11 protein-coding genes are annotated in these 20,995 nt (G+C 66.3%); 9 read left to right on the top strand and 2 right to left on the bottom strand.

From position 1 onward, the window contains the following. Positions 1–148 precede the first annotated feature (148 nt). Complete coding sequence (locus tag G5C50_RS05160) at positions 149–2,641, top strand: PSD1 and planctomycete cytochrome C domain-containing protein (RefSeq protein ID WP_165065990.1); 2,493 nt, start codon at positions 149–151, stop codon at positions 2,639–2,641. 24 nt (positions 2,642–2,665) lie between these two features. Then, positions 2,666–4,033, top strand: a complete 1,368-nt coding sequence (locus G5C50_RS05155; protein ID WP_165065987.1) for a DUF1501 domain-containing protein — start codon at positions 2,666–2,668, stop codon at positions 4,031–4,033. 184 nt (positions 4,034–4,217) lie between these two features. Here G5C50_RS05155 and G5C50_RS05150 read toward each other — a convergent pair whose 3' ends face one another. After that, positions 4,218–9,395 carry an Ig-like domain-containing protein gene (locus G5C50_RS05150; protein ID WP_165065984.1) on the bottom strand — a complete coding sequence of 1,726 codons (5,178 nt, stop codon included), beginning with the start codon at positions 9,393–9,395 and terminating at the stop codon, positions 4,218–4,220. 540 nt (positions 9,396–9,935) lie between these two features. After that, the gene (locus G5C50_RS05145; protein ID WP_165065981.1) at positions 9,936–10,868 is read right to left on the bottom strand and encodes an AraC family transcriptional regulator; all 933 of its coding nucleotides are present in this window, start codon (positions 10,866–10,868) and stop codon (positions 9,936–9,938) included. A 958-nt stretch (positions 10,869–11,826) separates the two neighbouring features. Between G5C50_RS05145 and G5C50_RS05140 the strand changes: the two genes are divergently transcribed. The 7 genes from G5C50_RS05140 (at position 11,827) to G5C50_RS05110 (ending at position 20,938) form a co-directional block, all read left to right on the top strand. Then, the gene (locus G5C50_RS05140; protein ID WP_165065978.1) at positions 11,827–12,744 is read left to right on the top strand and encodes an SgcJ/EcaC family oxidoreductase; all 918 of its coding nucleotides are present in this window, start codon (positions 11,827–11,829) and stop codon (positions 12,742–12,744) included. 52 nt (positions 12,745–12,796) lie between these two features. Beyond that, entirely contained in the window at positions 12,797–13,402 is a 606-nt protein-coding gene (locus tag G5C50_RS05135) for a hypothetical protein (protein ID WP_165065975.1), read from the top strand. Positions 13,403–13,598: 196 nt separating this feature from the next. Continuing rightward, positions 13,599–13,859, top strand: coding sequence for a GlsB/YeaQ/YmgE family stress response membrane protein (locus G5C50_RS05130; RefSeq protein WP_165065972.1), 261 nt, complete (start codon positions 13,599–13,601; stop codon positions 13,857–13,859). 190 nt (positions 13,860–14,049) lie between these two features. After that, positions 14,050–15,747, top strand: coding sequence for a GH39 family glycosyl hydrolase (locus G5C50_RS05125; protein WP_165065969.1), 1,698 nt, complete (start codon positions 14,050–14,052; stop codon positions 15,745–15,747). 171 nt (positions 15,748–15,918) lie between these two features. Then, positions 15,919–17,274, top strand: coding sequence for a D-arabinono-1,4-lactone oxidase (locus tag G5C50_RS05120; protein ID WP_165065966.1), 1,356 nt, complete (start codon positions 15,919–15,921; stop codon positions 17,272–17,274). A 276-nt stretch (positions 17,275–17,550) separates the two neighbouring features. Next, on the top strand, positions 17,551–19,731 hold the full coding sequence (gene katG, locus G5C50_RS05115; protein WP_165065963.1) for a catalase/peroxidase HPI: 2,181 nt from the start codon (positions 17,551–17,553) through the stop codon (positions 19,729–19,731). 223 nt (positions 19,732–19,954) lie between these two features. Then, positions 19,955–20,938 (top strand): aldo/keto reductase, encoded by a 984-nt coding sequence (locus G5C50_RS05110; protein ID WP_165065960.1) that lies wholly within the window; start codon positions 19,955–19,957, stop codon positions 20,936–20,938. Positions 20,939–20,995 lie beyond the last annotated feature (57 nt).

The raw sequence follows: 20,995 nt of genomic DNA, 5'->3' as shown, positions 1-20,995 counted from the left end.
CGGTTGTCGATCGCGAGCGGTCTGCCGACGCGCGTCATGCGGCACAATTTCAGGCTTAGGCTTTCGGCGAAGCCCGGCCGAAGGTATGCTTGTTCGAATATTATTAAACAGCGGTTCCCTGCTTGTTATGGACGCGGAGGGACGCGGCATGAAGCGGCGGATGGTCATCGGCCTCGCGTTGTCGTCGGTCCTCATGCCGGCGTCGGCTTCGGTTCGCGGCGAGACGCCCGACGCGGCGTCGGAGAACTTCTTCGAGCTGCGCGTCCGGCCGGTGCTCGCGAATCACTGTGTCAAGTGTCACGGAGAGACCAAGCAGAGCGGCGGTCTGCGCGTCGATTCGCGCGAGGCGCTCCTGAAGGGGGGCGAGAACGGCCCGGCGATCGTCGCGGGCGATCCGGCGGCGGGGTTGCTCGGCCGGGCGATCAGCCACACCGACGACGACCTCAAGATGCCCCCGTCGAAGCCGCTGCCGAAGGCCGCGCAGGACGACCTCGCGGCCTGGATCGCCGCGGGCTCGCCGTGGCCGGCGTCGGTGGCGTCCCGCCCGATCGAGGGCGACGCGCACTGGGCCTTCGAGCCGCTTCGGCAAGTCTCTCTCCGCGAAGACCCGACCGGATGGGCCGCATCGCCGATCGACCGCCTGATCGCCGAGGCGCGACGGCCTCACGGCCTCCATCCCGTGGAGCGGGCCGATCGTCGCACCCTGATCCGGCGAGCGACGGTCGACCTGATCGGCCTCCCTCCCGATCCCGCGCGGGTTGAGGCGTTCGCCGCCGACGACCGCCCCGACGCCTATGAGAAGCTGCTCGACGAGCTGCTCGCCTCGCCTCAGTACGGCGAGCGCTGGGCGCGCGGCTGGCTGGACCTGGCGCGCTATGCGGACACGGCCGGGGACAACTCGGACTATCCCATCCCCGAGGCGTACCTGTACCGGAACTACGTGATCGACGCGTTCAACGCCGACGTTCCGTACGACCGCTTCCTTCACGAGCAAATCGCCGGCGACGTGCTGGCACAGGACGGCCCGTCAGAGGACTACGCGCGGCGCGTGATCGCCACCGGGTTCCTCGCGCAGGCGAAGCGGTTCGGCACACGGAAGCTCGAGGACGGGCACCAGATCATCGAGGACGTCCTGAACACGACGGGCCAGGTGGTGCTCGGGCTCTCGCTCCGATGCGCCCGCTGTCACGACCACAAGTTCGACCCGATCACGTCGAAGGACTATTACGCGCTCTACGGCTTCTTCGCGGCCACCAAGTTCCCGTTCGCCGGCGCCGAGGAAGATCACAGGCCGAGCGAGTTCGCCCCGTTGGTCCCGCCCCAGGAGATCGGCGCGTACCAGGCGCGCTACGACGCGGCCCTCGCGAGTCTCACCCGCAAGGCGAAACGCGCCCAGGCCGAAGAGGGGAACGTGGTGGATGACCGGGGGTTCACGGCGGCCGTGGCGGCGTTTGTCGCCGACGTCGCCGGCCCCGCCGACAAGGCCGCCGCGGTCAAGGAATTGGAGGAGGCGCGGGCCGAGTACGCAGCCGCCCGCCGGAAGGCCGCGAAGACCCGGCAAGTTCAGAGCCAGATCACGAACCTGGTCGCGGACGGAGCCGTCGCCTTGGCTCCACGAGCGTACGCCGTCCGCGACGGCGAGCCGACCGTCGTGAAGTTGCAGATCGGCGGCGACCCGAACCGGCTCGACGCCGTGATCCCCCGGGGAGTCCCGAAGATCCTCGAGCCGTCGGGCTCGATCGAGCTGCCGTCGAGCGGAAGCGGCCGGCTCGCTCTGGCGCGCTGGCTGACCGAGGGGCGGCCCCAGCCGCTGGTCGCCCGGGTGATGGCCAACCGGATCTGGCAGCACCACTTCGGCAAGGCGATCGTGCCGACGCCGTCGGACTTCGGCCTCCGAGGCACGCCGCCGACCCACCCCGACCTGCTCGAATGGCTCGCCGCCGACTTCGTGGCGTCCGGCTGGTCGATCAAGGCGATGCACCGGCGGATCATGCTGTCGGAAACGTACCAGCTCGCCTCTCGGAACGACCCCGCGAACGCGGCGAAGGACACCGGCAACGCCTGGTACTGGCGGTTCGACCGCCGCCCCCTGGACGCCGAGGCCCTCCGGGACAGCCTGCTCGCGCTGGGCGGCGATCTCCGACTCGATCGCCCGGGCTCGCACCCGTTCCCTCCCGAGGAGTCGTGGGGCTTCACCGCTCACCACCAATTCAAGGCGGTCTACCCGTCCGACCACCGAAGCATCTACCTGATGGTCCAGCGGCTGCACCCGCACCCCTATCTCGCCCTGTTCAACGGTCCCGACGCGAGCGCCACGACGGCCGTGCGGGACGCCTCCACGGTGGCGATCCAGGCCCTCTTCATGGTGAACAACCCGTTCGTCCACGAGCAGGCCCGGAAGTTCGCCGGGAGGCTGCTGGAGTCCGATTCCGACGACTCGTCGCGCATCCAGACGGCCTATCTCCGTGCGTATGGACGGCCGCCGACAGACGCCGAACGCGCCCGGGCCGACGCCTTCCTGCGCGAGTACGGCCGCAGCCTCGCCGCCGAAGGCCTCCCCGCCGATCGGCTCCAGGGCGAGGCCTGGGCCGGCCTGGCCCGGGCGATGCTGGCTTCGAACGAGTTCCTCTACGTCGATTGATCGATCATATCTGGGGACCGAGCCATGACCGATCAACCTCTCAATCGCCGCACGTTGCTCCGCCGGGGATCGGCCCTCGCCGCGGCCGGCGGGCTGGGTCTTCACAGGCAGCTTTCGATCGCCGCGGCGGCGAGTGGGGCAAGCCCCCTGGCGCCCCGGCCGGGCCACTTTCCGGCGAAGGCGAAGCACCTGATCGTCTTCTTCATGACCGGCGGGCTCTCCCACCTGGACACCTTCGACTACAAGCCGAACCTCCAGCGCGATCACGATAAAAGGGTCAACGGCAGGAAGGTCCTCGCCTCTCCTTACTCGTTCCGCCCCCGGGGCGAGTCTGGCAAGTTGGTCAGCAATCTCTTCGAGCACGTTGGCGGCCTGGTCGACGAGATCTGCTTTCTGCACACCGTACACGGCGACTCGGCCGGCCATTCGGCCGCGACCCTGGGCATGCACACCGGGTCGGTCACGATCCCGTTGCCGAGCCTCGGATCGTGGATCAGCTACGGACTCGGGACGCTGAATACGAACCTGCCGTCGTTCGTGGTGCTCGCCGCCAAGGAGCCGTACAACGGCTTCCAGGTCTGGGACGCGAACTTCCTGCCCGGCTACCACAAGGGGGTGCGGGTGATCCCCGGTCCCGACCCGCTCCCGGATGTGAAGAGCCCCGTAACGTCGGTTCCGCTCCGCGACCTGGAGGCGCGGATGCTCCACGACCTGAACGACGCCCACCTCTCGTCCCGCGACGGCGACGAGTTGCTGGCCTCCCGGATGGCCACGTTCGAGACCGCCTACGGCCTGATGCGCGAGGCCCCCGAAGCGTTCGACCTCTCCCGCGAGAGCCGCCCCACGCTCGACCTCTACGGCGCATCGCCCAACGCTCCGGCCTCGTTCGCCGCCCAGTGCCTGACCGCCCGCCGTCTGATCGAGCGGGGCGTGCGGGTCGTCGAACTGTTCGACGTCGGCTCGAATACGAACTGGGACAGCCACAACAACATCGACGACCACGTCGGCCTGGCGCGAAACGTCGACCAGCCCATCGCTGCGCTGATCACCGACCTGAAGTCCCGCGGCCTGCTCGACGAGACCCTGATCGTCGGCTGCTCGGAATTCGGCCGCACGCCCTGGCAGGACCTGACCCCGCGCGGTCGCGGCCACCACAGCCGTTGCTTCACCTGCTTCCTCATCGGCGGCGGTACGAAGGGGGGGCTGAGCTACGGCGTCTCCGACGAGTACGGCAACGCCCCGGCCGAGAACCCGGTCCACGTCCACGACTTCCACGCCACCATCCTGGCCCTGATGGGCCTGGACCACACCAAGCTCACCTACCGCTACTCCGGCCGCGACTACCGCCTCACCGACGTCCACGGGAACGTCGTGAAGCCCGTCTTCGCGTGAAGTCGCCCGGCCGTCGCGCGGCCGGGTCGTTCCGATGCGGTGGACTCCGAAGTCGTGGCTGGGGTCTCGTCTCCCCCAATCGCCCCCAAGGACTCGGGAGCCGTAAGGGGGATCGAGTCGGCCTCGATCCCCCCCGCGGATTCGTGTGGACTGTTCCCTGGACCCCGGTTGATCTGTTGCGTCCTCAGTCGATGAAGAGTCCGCTGAGTACGGCGTTGGGACCGCCGATGCGGGTGATGCGGAACGACACCTTTCCCGAGAGCGTCCACGTCAGGTAGACGCCGCCGGAGAAGTCGGAGACGTCGCGGGCGTCGAGGACGGCCCCGGTCGTCGCGTCCAGGACCTCGACGCGTTGGGAGCGTCCGCCGCCGTCGGCGTCGAGGAAGTAGAGCGACGCCTGCTTCGGAGCCGATCCGGCGTCGAGCGTGACGGTGAACGCGTCCTTGTACCAGGCGGCCAGGAGGCGCCCCGAGGCCAGCGGGTCGGCCAGTCCTCGGGGGTCGGCCGAGCCCGCCTGCCAGGTGTAGGTCGAGGCGGCGACGCCGAAGCCGGCCGAAGCGCCAAGGGTGTTGCCCGAGGCGGCCATGGCGTATCCGCCGGCGCCGTAGGCCGACGCCCAGTCGCCCCGGGTCGTCGCGTCGGAGCCCTTGTAGGCCGCCGTCGGGACGGATACCTGGGCGCCGTCGACGAAGACGCCGCTGAGGACGGCGTTGGGGCCGCCGATGCGGGTGATCCGGAACGACACCTTGCCCGAGAGCGTCCAGGTCAGGTAGACCCCGCCGGAGAAGTCGGAGACCGTGCGGTCGTCGAGCACCGCGCCGGTCGCGGCGTCGAGAACTTCAACCCGCTGCGAGCGTCCGCCGCCGTCCGCATCCACGAAGTAGAGCGAGACCCGTTTGGCCGTCGCGCCGGCGTCGAGTGAGACGCTGAACGTATCCTTGTACCAGGCGGCCAGGAGGCGTCCCTGGGCCAGCGGGTCGGCCAGTCCGCGGGGGTCGTAGCCGCCGGCCTGCCAGGTGTAGGCCGCCGTATCGCCCGAGCTGAACGCCGCGCCCAGCGTGTCGGCCGAGCCCGCCAGGGCGTAGCCGCCGGCGCCGTAAGCCGAGTCCCAGGCCCCCTGGGTCGTCGCGTCGGACCCCTCGTACGAAGCCGTCGCGGACTCCTGGTGTCCGCCGTCGTCGAAGCCGCCGCCGACGAACACGCCGCTGAGGACGGCGTTGGGACCCCCAAGCCGGGTGATGCGGAACTTCGCCTCGCCCGAGAGGGTCCAGGTCAGGTAGACCCCGCCCCCGAAGTCGGAGACGACTCGGGTGTCGAGCACGGCTCCGGTGGCGGCGTCAAGGACCTCGACGCGCTGGGAGCGTCCGCCGCCGTCGGCGTCGACGAAGTAGAGCGAGACCTTCTGGGGAGTCGTACCGGCGTCGACGGCCACGGTGAACGCGTCCTTGTACCAGCCGGCCAGGATGCGTCCCGAGGCCTGGGGTTGCTCCAGTCCGCGTGGGTCGGAGCTGCCGGCCTGCCATGTGTATGTCGGCACGCCGCCGAGGCCGAGGCCGAACGCGGAGCCCAGCGTGTCGGCCGAGCCCGCCAGCGCGTAACCGCCGGCGCCGTAGGCCGAAGCCCAAGTCCCCCTGGTCGTCGCGTCCGAACCCGCGTACGTCGCCGTTGTCGGGGGAGCATCGGGTAGGAGGAAGGCCGCCAGGAAGGCGTCGTTGCGGAGAACCAGACGACCGCCGCCGATGGCCATCTCCATGGTCGTGCCCAGCCGATAACCCCTGGTCCGGTTCTCGTAGGTCCAGTCGGACTTCCCGGTCGCGAGGTTGATCGCGTAGACGTGCGAGGAGGTGGAGTTCGTCGCTTCGACGAAGGCGTAGTTGCGGGTCAGGACGATCTGGGAGTTCAAGTTATCGGGAGCGTTCCAGACGCCGAGCTGCGTGCCGGTCGACTCATCGAAGAAGAATACCTGTTTCCCCGCGGTGACGACGACCACGCCGCCGCCCACCGCCTTGCCGGCCGGGCTCGCCGGCAGCGTGACGGTCCAGCGTGGGGTCCGCGTCTGGGCGTCGTACGACGAGATCCCGAACTTCGTCGCATAGTTCTCGGAATCGCGCACGTTGAACAGGAGCCGTCCCGAGTCGGAGACGACCGGGGAGCCGATCCAGCCCATCCCGGTCGGCGGGGCGATCTTACCCTGATAGGCGCCCGTCGATCGCAGGTAGAACTGGTCGTCGTAGGCGTAGACGTACTTGGCGTCCAACGCGGCCAGCGGGTCTTCGAGCTGCGGCCCCGTGTTATTCCACTGGCGCGTCATGGTCGACGTCGACCAGGCGCTGAAGCCGCCGTAGTAGCCGTCCGGGGCGATGATCTGGCCGCCCTCGATTACCGGGCGTTCGTCTGAGTCCCACTGGGCCGAGTACGTCTGCCGCTGCAGGACCGCGCCGGTGCCGGCGTCGAGCACGTACAGCCAGGGCTTGTCGTTGTCGGTGCCGCCCGAGATCCCCGAGTGCCCAGAGCGATTAACGTAGACCTTGCCGTCGACCACCGTGGGCGCGCTGACGGGGCCGTTGCCGACGATGATCTGGTCCCAAACGAGGGCCCCGGTCGGCCGATCGAACGCCATGATGTGATAGTTGTTATACTTGTTGATGTCCAGCGAGGTCACGTAGACCCGAGCGCCGTCGATCGCGATCTCCTGGTTGCCGGCGAATCCGTTGACAACGTAGGTCAGCGGTTGGAACCAGGCGGCCGTGATGCCCGAGGCGTCCAGCCGGGCGTCGATGTAGCCCGAGTGCCCCGCGTCGCCGCCGCGCTGGGTCCAGAGCGCGACGGACGGGCTGGCGACGAGCAATTGCACGGTGGCGGCCGCGGACTGGAGCTCGCCGTCGCCCACCTTGTACGTGAAGGCGTCCGCGCCGGACCACCCGGCCGCCGGGGTGTAGGTGAACGAACCGTCCGAGTTCAGAGTCAAGGACCCGTGCGCAGGCGGCGTCACCAGGGCCGCGGTGATCGCCTGGCCGTTCGGATCCTGGTCGTTGGCAAGGACCCCCGGAGCGCCCACGAGGAGCGGCGTCCCCGGCCGGTAGTTGTAGGCGTCGTCGCCGGCGACCGGCGGCTTGTTGAGAAACGTCACGTTGATCGTGCTCGTCGCCGTCGCGCTTAAGAGCTTGCCGTCGGTCACGTAGTACTTGAACGTGTCCTGGCCGACAAAGCCGGCCTGGGGCGTGTACGTGAACGAGCCGTCGTCGTTCAGATTAATCAATCCGGACTTCGGGCCGACGGAGATGACGGCTCGGAGCGGGAGCCCGGCCGGCGACACGTCGTTCGCCACGACGCCGGGCGCAGGCACGCTCAAGACGGTGTCCTGGATGACTGAATAGGTATCCGCCACGGCCGTGGGTTGGCCGTAGACGGAGATAGTGACTGTCGTCGGGGGGCTGGTTAGCTCGCCGTCGCTGGCCCGATAGGTGAAGCGGTCGACGCCGTAGAATCCGGCGTTCGGCGTGTAGACGAACGAGCCGTCCGAGTTCAGGACGACCTTGCCCGACGCCGGGGCCGAATCGAGGACGGCTGCGATGGCCTGGCTGTTCGGGTCGCCGTCGTTGGAGAGGACGCCGGGCGACTGGACTTGGAGCTCCTTGGTCTGGCCGGACACGACCAGTTCGTAGGACTCGGCACCGGCCGTCGGGGCGTCGTTCGCGCCCACGACGTTTAGGGTGACGGTCGCCACGTTCGAGGTCGACGTTCCGTTCGACACCCTGTAGGTGAAGCTATCTTGGCCTAGGAAGGCCCCTTTCGGCCTGTACATGATATAGCCGTTTACACCCAGGCCGGCGCTGCCATATTTCGCGCCGGTGACCATCACGGCCGTCAGCGTCCCTCCGGCCGAGTTCTCGTCATTGGCCAGGACGCCTGGGGCGGCAACGGTCAGCTGAGTCGCCTTCTGCGCAGTGTAAGTGTCGCCGACAGCCTTCAGAGCCGGCGAGCTGGTCACGATCACCGTGTCGCTGGCGACGGCGGGGAACGAGGCGATGTAGCCGTCCAAGTAGCTCGTAGATGAAGAGTGGCTGAGGGCGACGATCTTCCTGCCTCCCTGAGTGACGATCGCGTCGACGAGGCTCGTGGCCACCGAGGCGAGCTCGTCACCGTTCTCGCTGAACCGGGACAGGTTGGAGCCGCCGACGACGATGCCCACATCGCTCTGGGCCACCATAGAGGTGGTGGATGTCGCGGAGCTCTTTGTGACGATCCCGCCAGTCCCGAAGGAGGCATCCAGGGTTCCGGCCGCCGAGTAGCGGACCATGGTCATCCCGTTGCTGGAAGAGCCGGCCACCAAGATTTTCCCGTCGGGCTGGACGGCGACGCCCCTCGCCTCGTCGTAGTTCCCCGGGACGTCGGTCGCGAGCTTGCCGCCCGAGCCGAACGCGGAGTCGAGCCGGCCGTCGGACGTCCAGCGGGCGACGGCGAATGTGGAGCTGGCGTTGCCGCCGAAGCTCGACCCCGCCAGGAGGATTTTGCCGTCGGGCTGCACCGCCAGCTTGTAGCCTCGATCGCTGCCGTTCGAGAAGCTGGTCGTGGCGTAGCCGCCACTCCCGAAGGTCGAATCGAGCGACCCGATTGAGTTCAGCCGTACGACGGCGAAGTCGTTGGAAGTGCTGGAGTTGTAGATGGAGCCGCCGATCAGGATTTTCCCGTCCGAGAGCACGGCCAGGTCCCAGATCTCGTTATAGAAGCCCGACGTGGGGATGAGGGTCACCCAGCCGCCGGTCCCGAACGAGGAGTCGAGCCGGCCGTCGGCGGTGAGCCGGGCGAGTTGCATGTTCCAGGTCGAGGAGCCCTGGTCCTGGAAGTAGCCGCCGACGAGGATCTTGCCGTCGGCCTGGACGGCGACGGCCTTGCCCACCATGGACCGTCCTGTCATCCCGAGGACGGCGGCCAAGCCGTTGTTGAACGTCGCGTCGGGAGAACCGTCCGCATTGAACCGCTGGACGGCGAAATTGGAGGATGTCGTGTACACCGACCCCGCCGCGATGATCTTGCCGTCCCATTGCGTGGTCGCCGCGGCTCCATTGAAAGAGAGGGCCCGGGTAGAAAAAGAAGAATCCTTGCTGAGAGGGTCGCCAATCTCTGCCTTAGCCGTGATCGTGACGAGCTGATCTCCGATCGTCGAGTTGCCGGGCGTGGCGTCCACGACGAAGTTGGCCGAAGTCTGGCCCGCCGGGATCACGACCGAAGCCGGCACAGAGACCGCGCTCGGGGTAGAACTCGTCAGGGAAACGGTCAACGCCTGGCTCGTAGGAACGCCACGGCTAACGGTCCCGATGGTCGCGGCAGGGCCGCCGTCGGTGGCGATCGAGTCGGCCATGATTCTCACGCTCAGCACGGAAAGCGTCAGGAGCCGACGGTCCTCTAGGGCGTCGAATCGCGGCCGCCTGTGCGTTGCATGCCGAGGACGACGAGTCGGACGACGAAACGACGGATCCTGAGCCAGGGCGCTCATTGTAAATCCCTTTTAATGATCGGTCGCCTGAGTCGAGGAGGAGCGACAGGCGAGGAAGGGGGTCGACGGGGCGTGCACGACGCCGCCGGTCGGTATGCGAGCAGGCGGAACCCCTCATAGGTCGAGCCCGACGACCGCGTCGGCGCTCGATACCATAAAAGGAGGGCAGCATTCACTGCCACGTGCATGTATTAAAGCGATCCATCGAGCCCCTGTCAAAGGGGGCGCGTCTCGCTGCAACGCGGTGGATTTCGGCGCGAGGAACCTGGGCGTAAGTAGGCGTCGGTTCGAGCCATGCCTGGCTCGCCGCGTTCCCCTTCGAGGCATCCTCATTCAGCCGGAATACGCTGGGAGAGCCAGGAACGAGTCTGCCCGGGCCGACGATCAGGCGCCGTTTTCATGGAGTCAATGGGGAGGCCGCCTGAGGGTCTCCGAGGGGGATTCTCCGAATTGCTCACGGTATCGGCAGGCGAAGCGACCGAATTCCCAGATGCCATGGTCGGCGAGAACCTTGGTCACCGTCGTGCTGTCCGCAGACGCGCGGCGCAGAGTTTGGCGAACCCGATGAAGCATGCGCATCTGCAGGTACTTGATGGGACTGAGGCCGAAGTAATCGTGGAAGGCCGCTCGAACGGTTCGATCGGAGACGCTCGCTGCATCGGCGAGCGCGGCCACCCGGATAGGACCGGGTCCTTGATCCTCAATGAATTCCAGACATCGGCGGATGATCTCGTGTCGCCGTAAGCGAGGTCGGCCGATTTCCGGAGGGGTGGGAGATTCTTCGGTCGCGATACAGGCGAGAGCTGCTTCGAGAAGCTCGAGCGAGGCTGCGCGGCGGGCTGGTTCCGGCAGCACGTCTGGAGACGGAGACATCGAGGCGATGCAGCTGATGAGATCGACGAGTCGACGGCGAGGATCGCTCCCCGGGCGTACGACACGGCAGCCGGCGACTCCGAGAGTCTGTGCGGAGGGCGATGGATGTTCCGCCGCCCATGGAATGAAGATGGAAGTCCAGTCATGCGCCCGACGTCGTCCCGTGATGCAGAACTCGCTTCCGGGATCGATCACCACGAGCGACTCGTCGTCGAGCCGCTCGCCGTTGACGGAGCTGAATTCCACACGCGTCAACGGCAGATAGAGGATGCGCCCTCCCAGGCGGCGAGCCCCCTCACAGAGGTTCCCACCCCCCTCACGGCCCAGTTGGAGTGAAATCCCCGTGAAATCCCAGTTTGTGAGCTGCCACTGGGGTATTTCAAGACGATCGCACATCATGTACACATCCGCGTGACGGACGGCCGCGGCATAGGCCTCGAAGTCGTCGAACTCCTGGAATCTCATGGCGCGATTCCTCAGTGCGATCGATTTTTGTTTGAGCATCGTCCCGATGGACGGTTTGGCCGTGGCGACCGATGAAACAGCTGATTTCGTTCAGAGCCAAGATGCGACACTCAGATTTGCAAAGTCTTGGGGGCTGGATCAAGCCGCGCCGCAAGAGGCGCCCTTGTCAGCGTTGTACATCGTCCCAACTGGGCTTTGAAGGACGACGTCGGTTTTTGCCGAAAATGCATTGCGAATGCCCGCGACCATATCCGATGCTGGTTTCGTTTTCGACCGACTTCTTCCCCCGACGGTTTTCGAAGCGTGATCACCTCTTGGCCCTTTCGGCCGTCTGCCGCCGTGAGGGGGGTCGCCAGAACGAGATTCCTCGAGCCGGAGTGCGGGGGAGCGAGAGTGATGACGGGCAAGCCAGGAGCGTTCTGTCAATCGCCTAGCTGGTGTTGGTGACGTACGCCATGCGTTCGACGGCCGGAGTGAGGTCTCAACGACCAGTCCGGTAGTCGATCGTAACATGTGTTCGCGCGAGACCGGCTAACGCCGAAGCTTCGGCGGACCGAGCCGGACGCCGGCGTTGTTGCACGCATCTTGTTTTCGCACCGTCGACGCCAATCGATATTCCATTCCCCTGGAAAGCTCAGGGAGATTGTCGGCCATGAGATATGTCGATGTGGTCGATGTGTTGAAGTGTATGATCGATGTGTCAAAGCGCGTTTGAATTGTCCGTGTGCCGGTACGTGGATGTTCATCCCGTCGGACTACGGTCGGGATCATGTCTTTCGACGAGTTCGTCGCAGCGACGACGCCGCTTTGCCCCTTGTTGGAATACCACGGGGCGGGGGCGGAATCCCGGAAACCCCAGGTCCGCAGTCGGCTCGAATGAGCCGGGTGCATTTTTCAGTTCCGTCAGTCGTCAAAAGGGGCCCGCAGATCAAGGAACGACCACTGGAAGGAGCAGCTGATGCGACAGTTGACGATCATGCTCGCGTGCGGCGTTTCTTTGCTCGGATCGCGACTTGTTCAAGCCGAGGACGGCAATCTTAAGGCGCTCGGTGAAACCGGGACCGCGTTCGTCAACGCCTACAACGCCAAGGACGCCAAAGCGCTTGCCGCTCTCTGGGTGGAGAACGCGGACTACCGAGACGACACCGGCATGGACGTCCACGGACGCGATGCGGTTCAGCAAGCGTACGGAGCAGTGTTCACGGAGCATCCCGACTGGAAGCTGGACCTTCAGAACGTGTCCAGCCGTCAGGTGACTCCAACGATCGCGATCCAGGACGGAATCGCGGCGATCTCCCCGCCTCCGGCCGGACGCCCAGGGCCGAACTGTTACACCGCGACGCTCGTCTTGCAGGACGGCAAGTGGATGATCGCCAGCGTCCGCGAGTTGCAGGTCGCCGTGGCGTCCAACTATCCACAACTCCAGGTTCTTGAATGGATGATCGGCGATTGGGTCGTGGAGTCGCCCAAGAGGACCAGCGAATCGACGGTCGTTTGGACGAAGAACAAGAACTTCATCAAGCGCACGTTTCGAATCACGTCCAAGGACGAGAAGGATTCCTCCGTCACGACCGGGATGCAACTGATCGGGTTTGACCCGGCGTCGGGCGAAATCCGATCGTGGCTGTTCGACTCGGAAGGTGGGTTCGCCGCGTCTGTCTTCACGGCGGAAGACAATCGACTCGTCGGCCAGACGACGAACATTCTCTCCGACGGCAGCTCGGCGCATTCGACGGACGTCCTGACCCGGATCAGCGACAACGAGTTCAGCGTCCACTCCACCAATCGTTCGATCGAAGGCGAGAGCGTTGAGGACGGCGATGAGGTCCACGTCAAACGCGTTCCTGCGATGAATTCGGTGGCAAAGGCCAAGTGAGACGTCCAGGTGCGAAGACCTTCCGATCCAAGATCATGAGGAGTACGACGCCATGACCCGAGTTCATGCTTGTGGAATCCTGATTCCGGTCGTGTGGGGATTCGTGTTCGCTGTGGACGTTCCCGTCAAGGCTCAAGGTCTGGGTGGGGCCGCCCGAGGCGCTGTCGCCGGCGCCGCGCTCGGGGGCCAAGGCGGCGCGGCCAAAGGCGCCGCGATCGGCGCGGTGGCAGGCGGGGCCCCTGCGCAAACGGCAGCGGGCGGCGCCGCCCGAGGAGCCGTCGCCGGCGCTGCGGTCGGCGGATCGGCGGCCCAGGGCGCCGCACTTGGGGCAGTGGCGGGCGCCGCTCCCGCGCAGACGGCAGCCGGCAGCGCCGTGAGAGGGGCCGCAGCCGGCGCCGCACTCGGCGGATCGGCCGCGAAGGGAGCTGCTCTCGGCGCAGTGGCGGGTTCTGGACCCGCGGACACGGCCGTCGGTGGGGCCGCTCGTGGAGCCGTGGCTGGAGCCGCCCTGGGCGGCGGCGCGGCGAGAGGTGCCGCCCTCGGCGCCGTCGCGGGCCGAGCCCCCGCGCAAACAGCGGCAGGCGGCGCTGCAAGAGGCGCCGTGGTGGGACAGGCGCTTGGCGGACATGCGGCTGCGGGGCCGCGGTCGGGGCTGTGAGCGGAGGTTCGCGGCGGTTCCCAACCGGGTACTAGCCTCGAAACCCTGACACGCTCGTCGACGATCGGGCGCGCGTCTGGCGTTCGTCGAGCGTGGCCCCTGAGATCTCCGGTAAGGCGACTCGAGCCGATATCACGTGCGGCGACGCCGTCGCCGCGAGCATCATGACACTCAGACGCGATCGGAGTCAGCTAACATGAACATCGATGTGTTAGGGTTGTTGCTCGCGCTGCTCATCGGTGCAATCGCCGGCTACCTCGCCGGCCAGATCGTGAAAGGGCACGGCTTCGGCACGGTCGGCAACATTGTCGTGGGGATCGTCGGCTCGCTCCTCTTCGGCGTTCTCTTCGGGAGTTTCAACTTCCTGAACTCGGCGATGCTCAACGAGATCGTCGGTGGGACTCTGGGAGCCGTCATTCTGCTTTTCGCGATCGGTCTCGTGAAGAAGACTGTCTAGCTTCCGCCGGACTCTCGATCGCCTCACATCCGCTCACGGAGCGCGCCCGACATCGGATCGGGAAAGGCGGAGTCATCGGTAAGTCGTCGTTGAACAGGTCCTCCGCACTTCTTGCACCTCCTCGGGAGTGCTACCGTGTTGGAAAGGTCGGCGTTCGTCGAAGTCGTGCCGCCCGGGTGAGGAGGCGAGGATGATCCGCGGAATCGGCTGGGTGTTCGCCGGGTTGTCGGTCCTGGCTGCTTCGATCTCTCGGGGGGCCGACGACCTGCCGGCCGGGTTTCCGGTGCAGGTCCGCGTCGACGCTTCAAAGCCGCGCGGGGCGTTGCCGCCGATCTGGCGGTTCTTCGGGGCGGATGAGCCGAACTACGCCTATATGAAAGACGGCCGGAAGCTCGTCGGCGAGCTTGGCCGGCTCCGACCTGGCTCGGTCTATTTTCGAGCCCACAACCTGCTGACCTCCGGCGACGGCACGCCCGCCCTCAAGTGGGGATCGACGGGGGCCTACTCGGAAGACGCCCAGGGGAATCCGAAGTACGACTGGTCGATCGTCGATCGGATCTTCGGCGTCTACCTGGAGAACGGGGTCAAGCCCTATGTGCAGGTCGGATTCATGCCCCGGGAGATGTCGATCCGGCCGGAGCCGTACCAGCATCACTGGACGCCCACCGCGAAGTACGACGAGGTCTTCACCGGCTGGGCCTATCCACCGAAGGACTATGCGAAGTGGGCCGAACTGGTCTACCAGTGGGCCCGGCACTGCGTCGAAACCTACGGTCGGGCCGAGGTTGAATCGTGGTACTGGGAGACCTGGAACGAGGCGAACATCGGCTACTGGCGGGGCACGCCCGAGGAGTTCCAGAAGCTCCACGACTACACCGTCGACGCCATCAAGCGGGCGTTGCCGACGGCTCGCGTCGGCGGCCCCGATTCCGCCGGCAGCGGCGGGCGATGGACTCGCGAGTTCCTGGAGCACTGCCTGCGCGGCAGGAACCATGCGACGGGTCAGGTCGGCACGCCCATCGACTTCGTCTCGTTCCACGCCAAGGGGGCGCCCACCGTGGTCGACGGCCACGTTCGGATGGGGATCGCCGAGCAGTTGCGGACCATCCAGGACGGCTTCCGGATCGTGGCGTCCTTTCCCGAGCTGAAGGATAAGCCGATCGTCATCGGCGAGTCCGACCCCGAAGGCTGCGCAGCCTGCCAGGGGCCTCGTTTCGGCTACCGCAGCGGCACGATGTACTCCAGCTACACGGCCGCCGTCTTCGCCCGCAAGCACGACCTCGCCGAGCGGACAGGGGTGAACCTCGAGGGCGCCCTCACCTGGGCCTTCGAGTTCGAGGACCAGCCCTATTTCGCCGGCTTCCGCGCCCTGGCGACCAACGGCGTCGACCTCCCCGCGCTAAACGTCTTCCGGATGTTCAGCCTGATGGGGGACCGTCGGCTGCCGGCTTTCAGCACGTCGGAGGTCGGTCTCGACGCCATCCTCCGCGACGGCGTTCGGGGCGCTCCCGACGTCTCGGCGCTGGCTTCGCGCGACGATCGCTCCGTCTCCGTCATGATCTGGCACTACCATGACGACGACGTTCCCGGCCCGCCTGCCGAAGTCGCTTTGGAGATCAGCGGTCTCCCCGTCTCGGCAAACCCCACGCTCCTGCACCACTACCGCGTGGACGCCGATCACGGCAACGCTTACGAGGCGTGGAAGCAGATGGGCTCTCCCGCACAACCCTCGCCGGAACAGCACGCCGCGTTGCTGCGAGCCTCGGGCCTCGCGCTGGTGGAGCCGCCGGATTGGCATCGCATCGACGGCGGCGTCCTGGGGCTTCAGATGAGCCTTCCGCGTCAAGGGGTCTCTCTGCTGCGGCTGGAGCTGCCCTCTAGCAAGTGAGGAGCTGAAGTCGGCTTCCATGAGACGAGCATGGAGCCAGGCAGAGCATGCACCGAAGGTCGTGTTCCATCGATTCGACCCGCTTGACGGCCCTTTTCACACCTTGGCCCCCGTCGGGTCTGCGATCGTGTCTGTAGCTCGTCGGCGTTCGTCGGAAAGGAAGATCGTATTATGAACAAGCGGACGTTTCTCGGGCTGGGGGCGGCGATCATGGGCGCGACTTCCCTGCGGAGTCTCTTTGGTGGAGAGGGGGGCGCGCCTCCACCGGCGGGCGGGCTCACCAACTGGGCCGGAAATCTTCGGTACAGCACCGACAACCTGGTCGTCTTCGATTCGGTGGAGAAGGTCCGCGAGTACGTCCGGACTCATGATTCCATGCGGACGCTCGGCACGCGTCATTGCTTCAACACGATCGCCGACAGCTCGCACGCCCTCGTCTCGGTCAAGCCGATGGACCAGGTGGTCTCGCTCGACCCAACGGCGAAGACCGTGACGATCGAGGCCGGCATGACCTACGGCCAGCTCGGGCCGTATCTCCATGAGAAGGGGTTTGCGCTCCATAACCTGGCCTCGCTGCCGCACATCTCGGTTGCGGGGGCCTGCGCCACCGCGACGCACGGCTCGGGCGTCGGCAACGGGAACCTGTCCAAGGCCGTTTCGGGGATGGAGTTGGTTACGCCCGACGGCGATCTGGTGACGATCTCCCGAGCGAAGGACGGCGAGGCCTTCCCCGGCGCGGTCGTCCATCTCGGCGCTCTCGGCGTCGTGACGAAGGTCACGCTGGACGTTGAGCCGACCTTCCAGGTAAGCCAGGAGGTGTATGAGAACCTCCCCACAGCGCAGCTCTCGGAGCACTTCGACGCCGTCATGTCGGCCGCCTACAGCGTGAGCCTGTTCACCGACTGGCAGAAGGGGCGGATCTCCGAAGTCTGGGTGAAGCGTCGTGTGGATGGAGGAATCGCGGCGGCGGACCTGACGCGTTACGGAGCGACGCGCGCAACCCGCAACCTGCATCCGATCGTCGAACTCTCCGCCGAGAACTGCACGGAGCAGATGGGCGTTCCCGGTCCCTGGTACGACCGTCTGCCGCATTTCCGCATGGGCTTCACGCCCAGCAGCGGCAAGGAGCTTCAAGCCGAGTATTTCGTCCCCCGCGAGAACGCGGTCGACGCCATCCTCGCGATCGAGCGGCTGCGCGACCGGATTACGCCCCATCTCTTCATCTCGGAGATCCGCACGATCGACGCCGACGACCTCTGGCTCAGCCCCTGCTACAAGCAGCCGAGCGTCGCCATCCACTTCACCTGGAAGCCGGAATGGGACGCCGTCCTCGGGCTGTTGCCGTTGATCGAGAAGGAACTGTCGCCATACAAGGTCCGTCCCCACTGGGGCAAGTTGTTCACGATCGAGCCGGCGGTCCTCCAATCGCGATACGAACGGCTGGGAGATTTCAAGAATCTGGCTGCGAAGTACGACCCTCGCGGCAAGTTCCGCAACGAGTTCCTGTCGCGAAACCTCTACGGCTGAGATCTGGGCGGGACTGGACGCGACGCAGACCAGGATGCTCGGCCGGTCTCTTGTTTTCACCTGACGGCAGGGCCAGAATCAGGACCGTCGGCCCTGTCGCCGACGTTGTCGATGCTTCACGCTTTTCGGTCGTTGGTTTCGTGGGGCGACCGACTCCTGGCTGACTTTTTCGGCCCGCCACGCTCCAGCGGCTTGCTTGGATTCTTCACATGTTATGGGCATGTGAGGAAGCGGTGATTTCTGAAACGTCGCCTCTTCCAGCACTGGAGAAATCACGTGGCCGTCGAAACGAAATGCCCGTTCCAACATGTCGCCGGCGGCGGCATGTCGAATCGCGACTGGTGGCCGAACGAGTTGCGGCTTGACCTTCTGAATCAGCATTCCTCGAAGTCCGACCCGATGGGCGAGGATTTCGACTACCCGGCCGAGTTCAAGACCCTCGACCTGGCGGCGGTGAAGGCCGACCTCGCAAGGCTGATGACGGACTCCCAGGACTGGTGGCCGGCGGACTTCGGCCACTACGGCCCGCTGTTCATCCGGATGGCCTGGCATGCCGCGGGGACGTACCGCATCGCCGACGGTCGCGGCGGCGGGGGTAGGGGCCAGCAGCGGTTCGCGCCCCTCAACAGTTGGCCCGACAACGTCAGCCTGGACAAGGCCCGTCGGCTCCTCTGGCCGATCAAGCAGAAGTACGGGCGTAAGATCTCGTGGGCCGACCTGATGATCCTCACGGGGAACGTCGCCCTGGAGACGATGGGGGTCAAGACGTTCGGGTTTGGCGGCGGCCGCGAGGACACCTGGGAGCCGGACCGCGACGTCTACTGGGGCGTTGAGAAGACCTGGCTGGGCGACGCTCGGTACACCGGCGACCGCGACCTGGAGAACCCTCTGGCCGCCGTGCAGATGGGCCTGATCTACGTGAATCCCGAGGGACCGAACGGGAACCCAGACCCCGTCGCCGCGATCCGTGACATCCGCGAGACCTTCGCTCGCATGGCCATGAACGATGAGGAAACCGTCGCGCTGATCGCCGGCGGCCACACCTTCGGCAAGACCCACGGCGCGGGCCCCGCGACCGACGTCGGCCCCGAGCCGGAAGCGGCCGGGCTTGAGTTGCAGGGCTGCGGCTGGGCGAACAGCTTTGGCACCGGGAAAGGCGCCGACGCGACCACCAGCGGCCTGGAGGTCACCTGGAATACGACCCCCACGCAATGGGGCGTCGGCTTCCTTCGGAACCTCTTCGACTACGACTGGGAACTCACCAAGAGCCCGGCCGGCGCCCACCAGTGGCAGCCCAAGAACGGCGCGGGCGCGGGGACCGTCCCCCATGCGTTTGATCCCTCGAAGCGGATCGCGCCTTCCATGCTGACCACCGACCTCTCCCTGAAGGCCGACCCCGACTACGAGAAGATCGCACGCCGGTTCATGGAGAACCCCGACCAGTTCGAGGACGCCTTCGCCCGCGCCTGGTTCAAGCTGACGCACCGCGACATGGGGCCCCGCGCCCGCTATCTCGGCCCCGAGGTCCCCGCCGAGGAGCTCATCTGGCAGGATCCCATCCCGGCCGTCGATCACCCCTTGATCGACGCCCAGGACGTCGCTGCGCTGAAGGCGAAAATCCTGGCGACGGGGCTGTCGGTCTCGGAGTTGGTGTCGACCGCCTGGGCGTCGGCGTCCACCTTCCGCGGCTCGGACAAGCGCGGAGGGGCCAACGGCGGACGCATTCGACTGGAGCCGCAGAAGGATTGGGCGGTCAACAATCCCTCTCAGTTGGCGAAGGTGTTGAAGACGTTGGAGGGCGTTCAGACCGACTTCAACAAGTCCCAGACCGGCGGTAAGAAGGTATCGCTGGCCGACCTGATCGTGCTCGCCGGTTGCGCGGGCGTCGAAAAGGCCGCCAAGAACGCCGGTCATGACGTTACGGTTCCGTTCTCGCCGGGGCGGATGGACGCCTCGCCAGAGCAGACCGACGTTGAGTCGTTCGCTGTGCTCGAACCGTTCGCGGACGGCTTCCGCAACTACCTCAAGGGGAAGTACAGCATCCCTTCCGAAAAGCTGCTGGTCGACAAGGCGCAACTGCTTACGCTGACAGCGCCCGAGATGACGGCGCTCATCGGCGGCCTGCGCGTGCTGGGCGCCAACGCCGGTGGGTCGAACCATGGCGTCTTCACCCAACGCCCGGGCTCGTTGACGAACGACTTCTTCGTCAACCTGCTCGACATGGGGACGGAGTGGAAGCCGACCTCGCAGGAATGCGAGCTGTTTGAAGGTCGCGACCGCAAGACCGGCGCGCCGAAGTGGACCGGTACCCGCATCGACCTCCTCTTCGGGTCGAACTCCGTGCTCCGCGCCCTGGCGGAGGTTTATGGGAGTTCCGACGGCGAGAAGAAGTTCGTAACGGACTTCGTCGCGGCCTGGAACAAGGTGATGAACCTCGACCGTTTCGACCTCGCCTGAACCTCCCGGCGGACCAGCGTTCATCAACACGGCGGGAGGATGCGACCTGTCCGCGACGGGTCGGATTCCTCCCGCCGTCGACTGCGCGATGCGACGATCTTTGAGGCCAGGATCCCCATGGAGAGTTCAAGGCGCGGCGGAAAAGGAGTGATGACGAGCCAGCGGCCGATTAACCTGACGGGGATCGAGGAACTGTCGACACACGAACATTGAGGACCGCGCGATGGGACTGAACGATCCGACGATCTCCCGGCGGAGTTTCGTGAGAGCCGGAGCCGCGATCGGCGGCGCGGCGGCCTTCTCCAGCAGCACGATGGCCGACGATCCGCCGGCCGCCGCGATTCCCCAGGTCGTCCTGGGGCGGACCGGCGCGAAGGTGTCGAAGTTGGGGATCGGCTGCGCGTACCTCCAGCGCGAGACCGTCACCCCCGATGACGTCCGGACGATGTTCCACCGGGCGCTTGAGCTGGGCGTCAACTACCTGGACACGGCCCCGGCTTATGGATCGGCCCAGGAGAAGATGGGGCCGGCGGTCAAGGAACTGCGGGACAAGGTCTTCCTCGTGACGAAGACGCCGAACGCCACGTATGAGGGGACCTGGAACTCGTTGCGCCAGAGCCTCAAGCATCTCCAGACGGACCATGTCGACCTCGTCCATCTGCACAACTTCGGCGACGACAAGGTGTGGGGCGACGACGCGATGGTCTTTGGCGACAAGGGAGCGATGGGGGCTCTCCGCGAGGCGAAGAAACAGGGCGTCGTGCGGTTCATCGGCGCGAGCGGGCATCTGCACCCCACTCGATTCCATCGGGCGATGGATTCGGGCGAGATCGACGTCCTGATGAACGCCGTGAACTTCGTGGTTCGCCACACCTACGACTTCGAACACAAGGTCTGGTCGCGCGCCCAGCACATGAACCTGGGTCTGGTCGCGATGAAGGTCCTCGGCGGAGCGAAGAGCCCGAAGGGGGGATTCAAGATGGACGACGAGCACTACGAGCGCGCCGTCCGCTACGCTCTCTCGATCCCCGGCCTGGCTGTGGCCGTCATGGGGCTGGAGAACGTCGCCGAGTTGGAGAAGGCCGTCGCCGCCGTGGCCAACGCTCGGCCGCTCTCAACCGAAGAAGAGCAGGAGATCGCTCGCCTGGGGTTGCAACTGGCCGCTTCTCCCCAGTGGAAGACGGCCTACGGACAGCCCTTGACCTGATCGAAACGCCCCGTCGGACGCCTCTCGCGGGCGGCTCCGACGGGGCCGATCGTTCTC

The sequence above is a fragment of the Paludisphaera rhizosphaerae genome (assembly GCF_011065895.1).
GTDB lineage: Bacteria > Planctomycetota > Planctomycetia > Isosphaerales > Isosphaeraceae > Paludisphaera > Paludisphaera rhizosphaerae.
The sequence above is the reverse complement of the archived record's forward strand: the minus strand, read 5'-3'. Positions and strand labels throughout refer to the sequence as shown.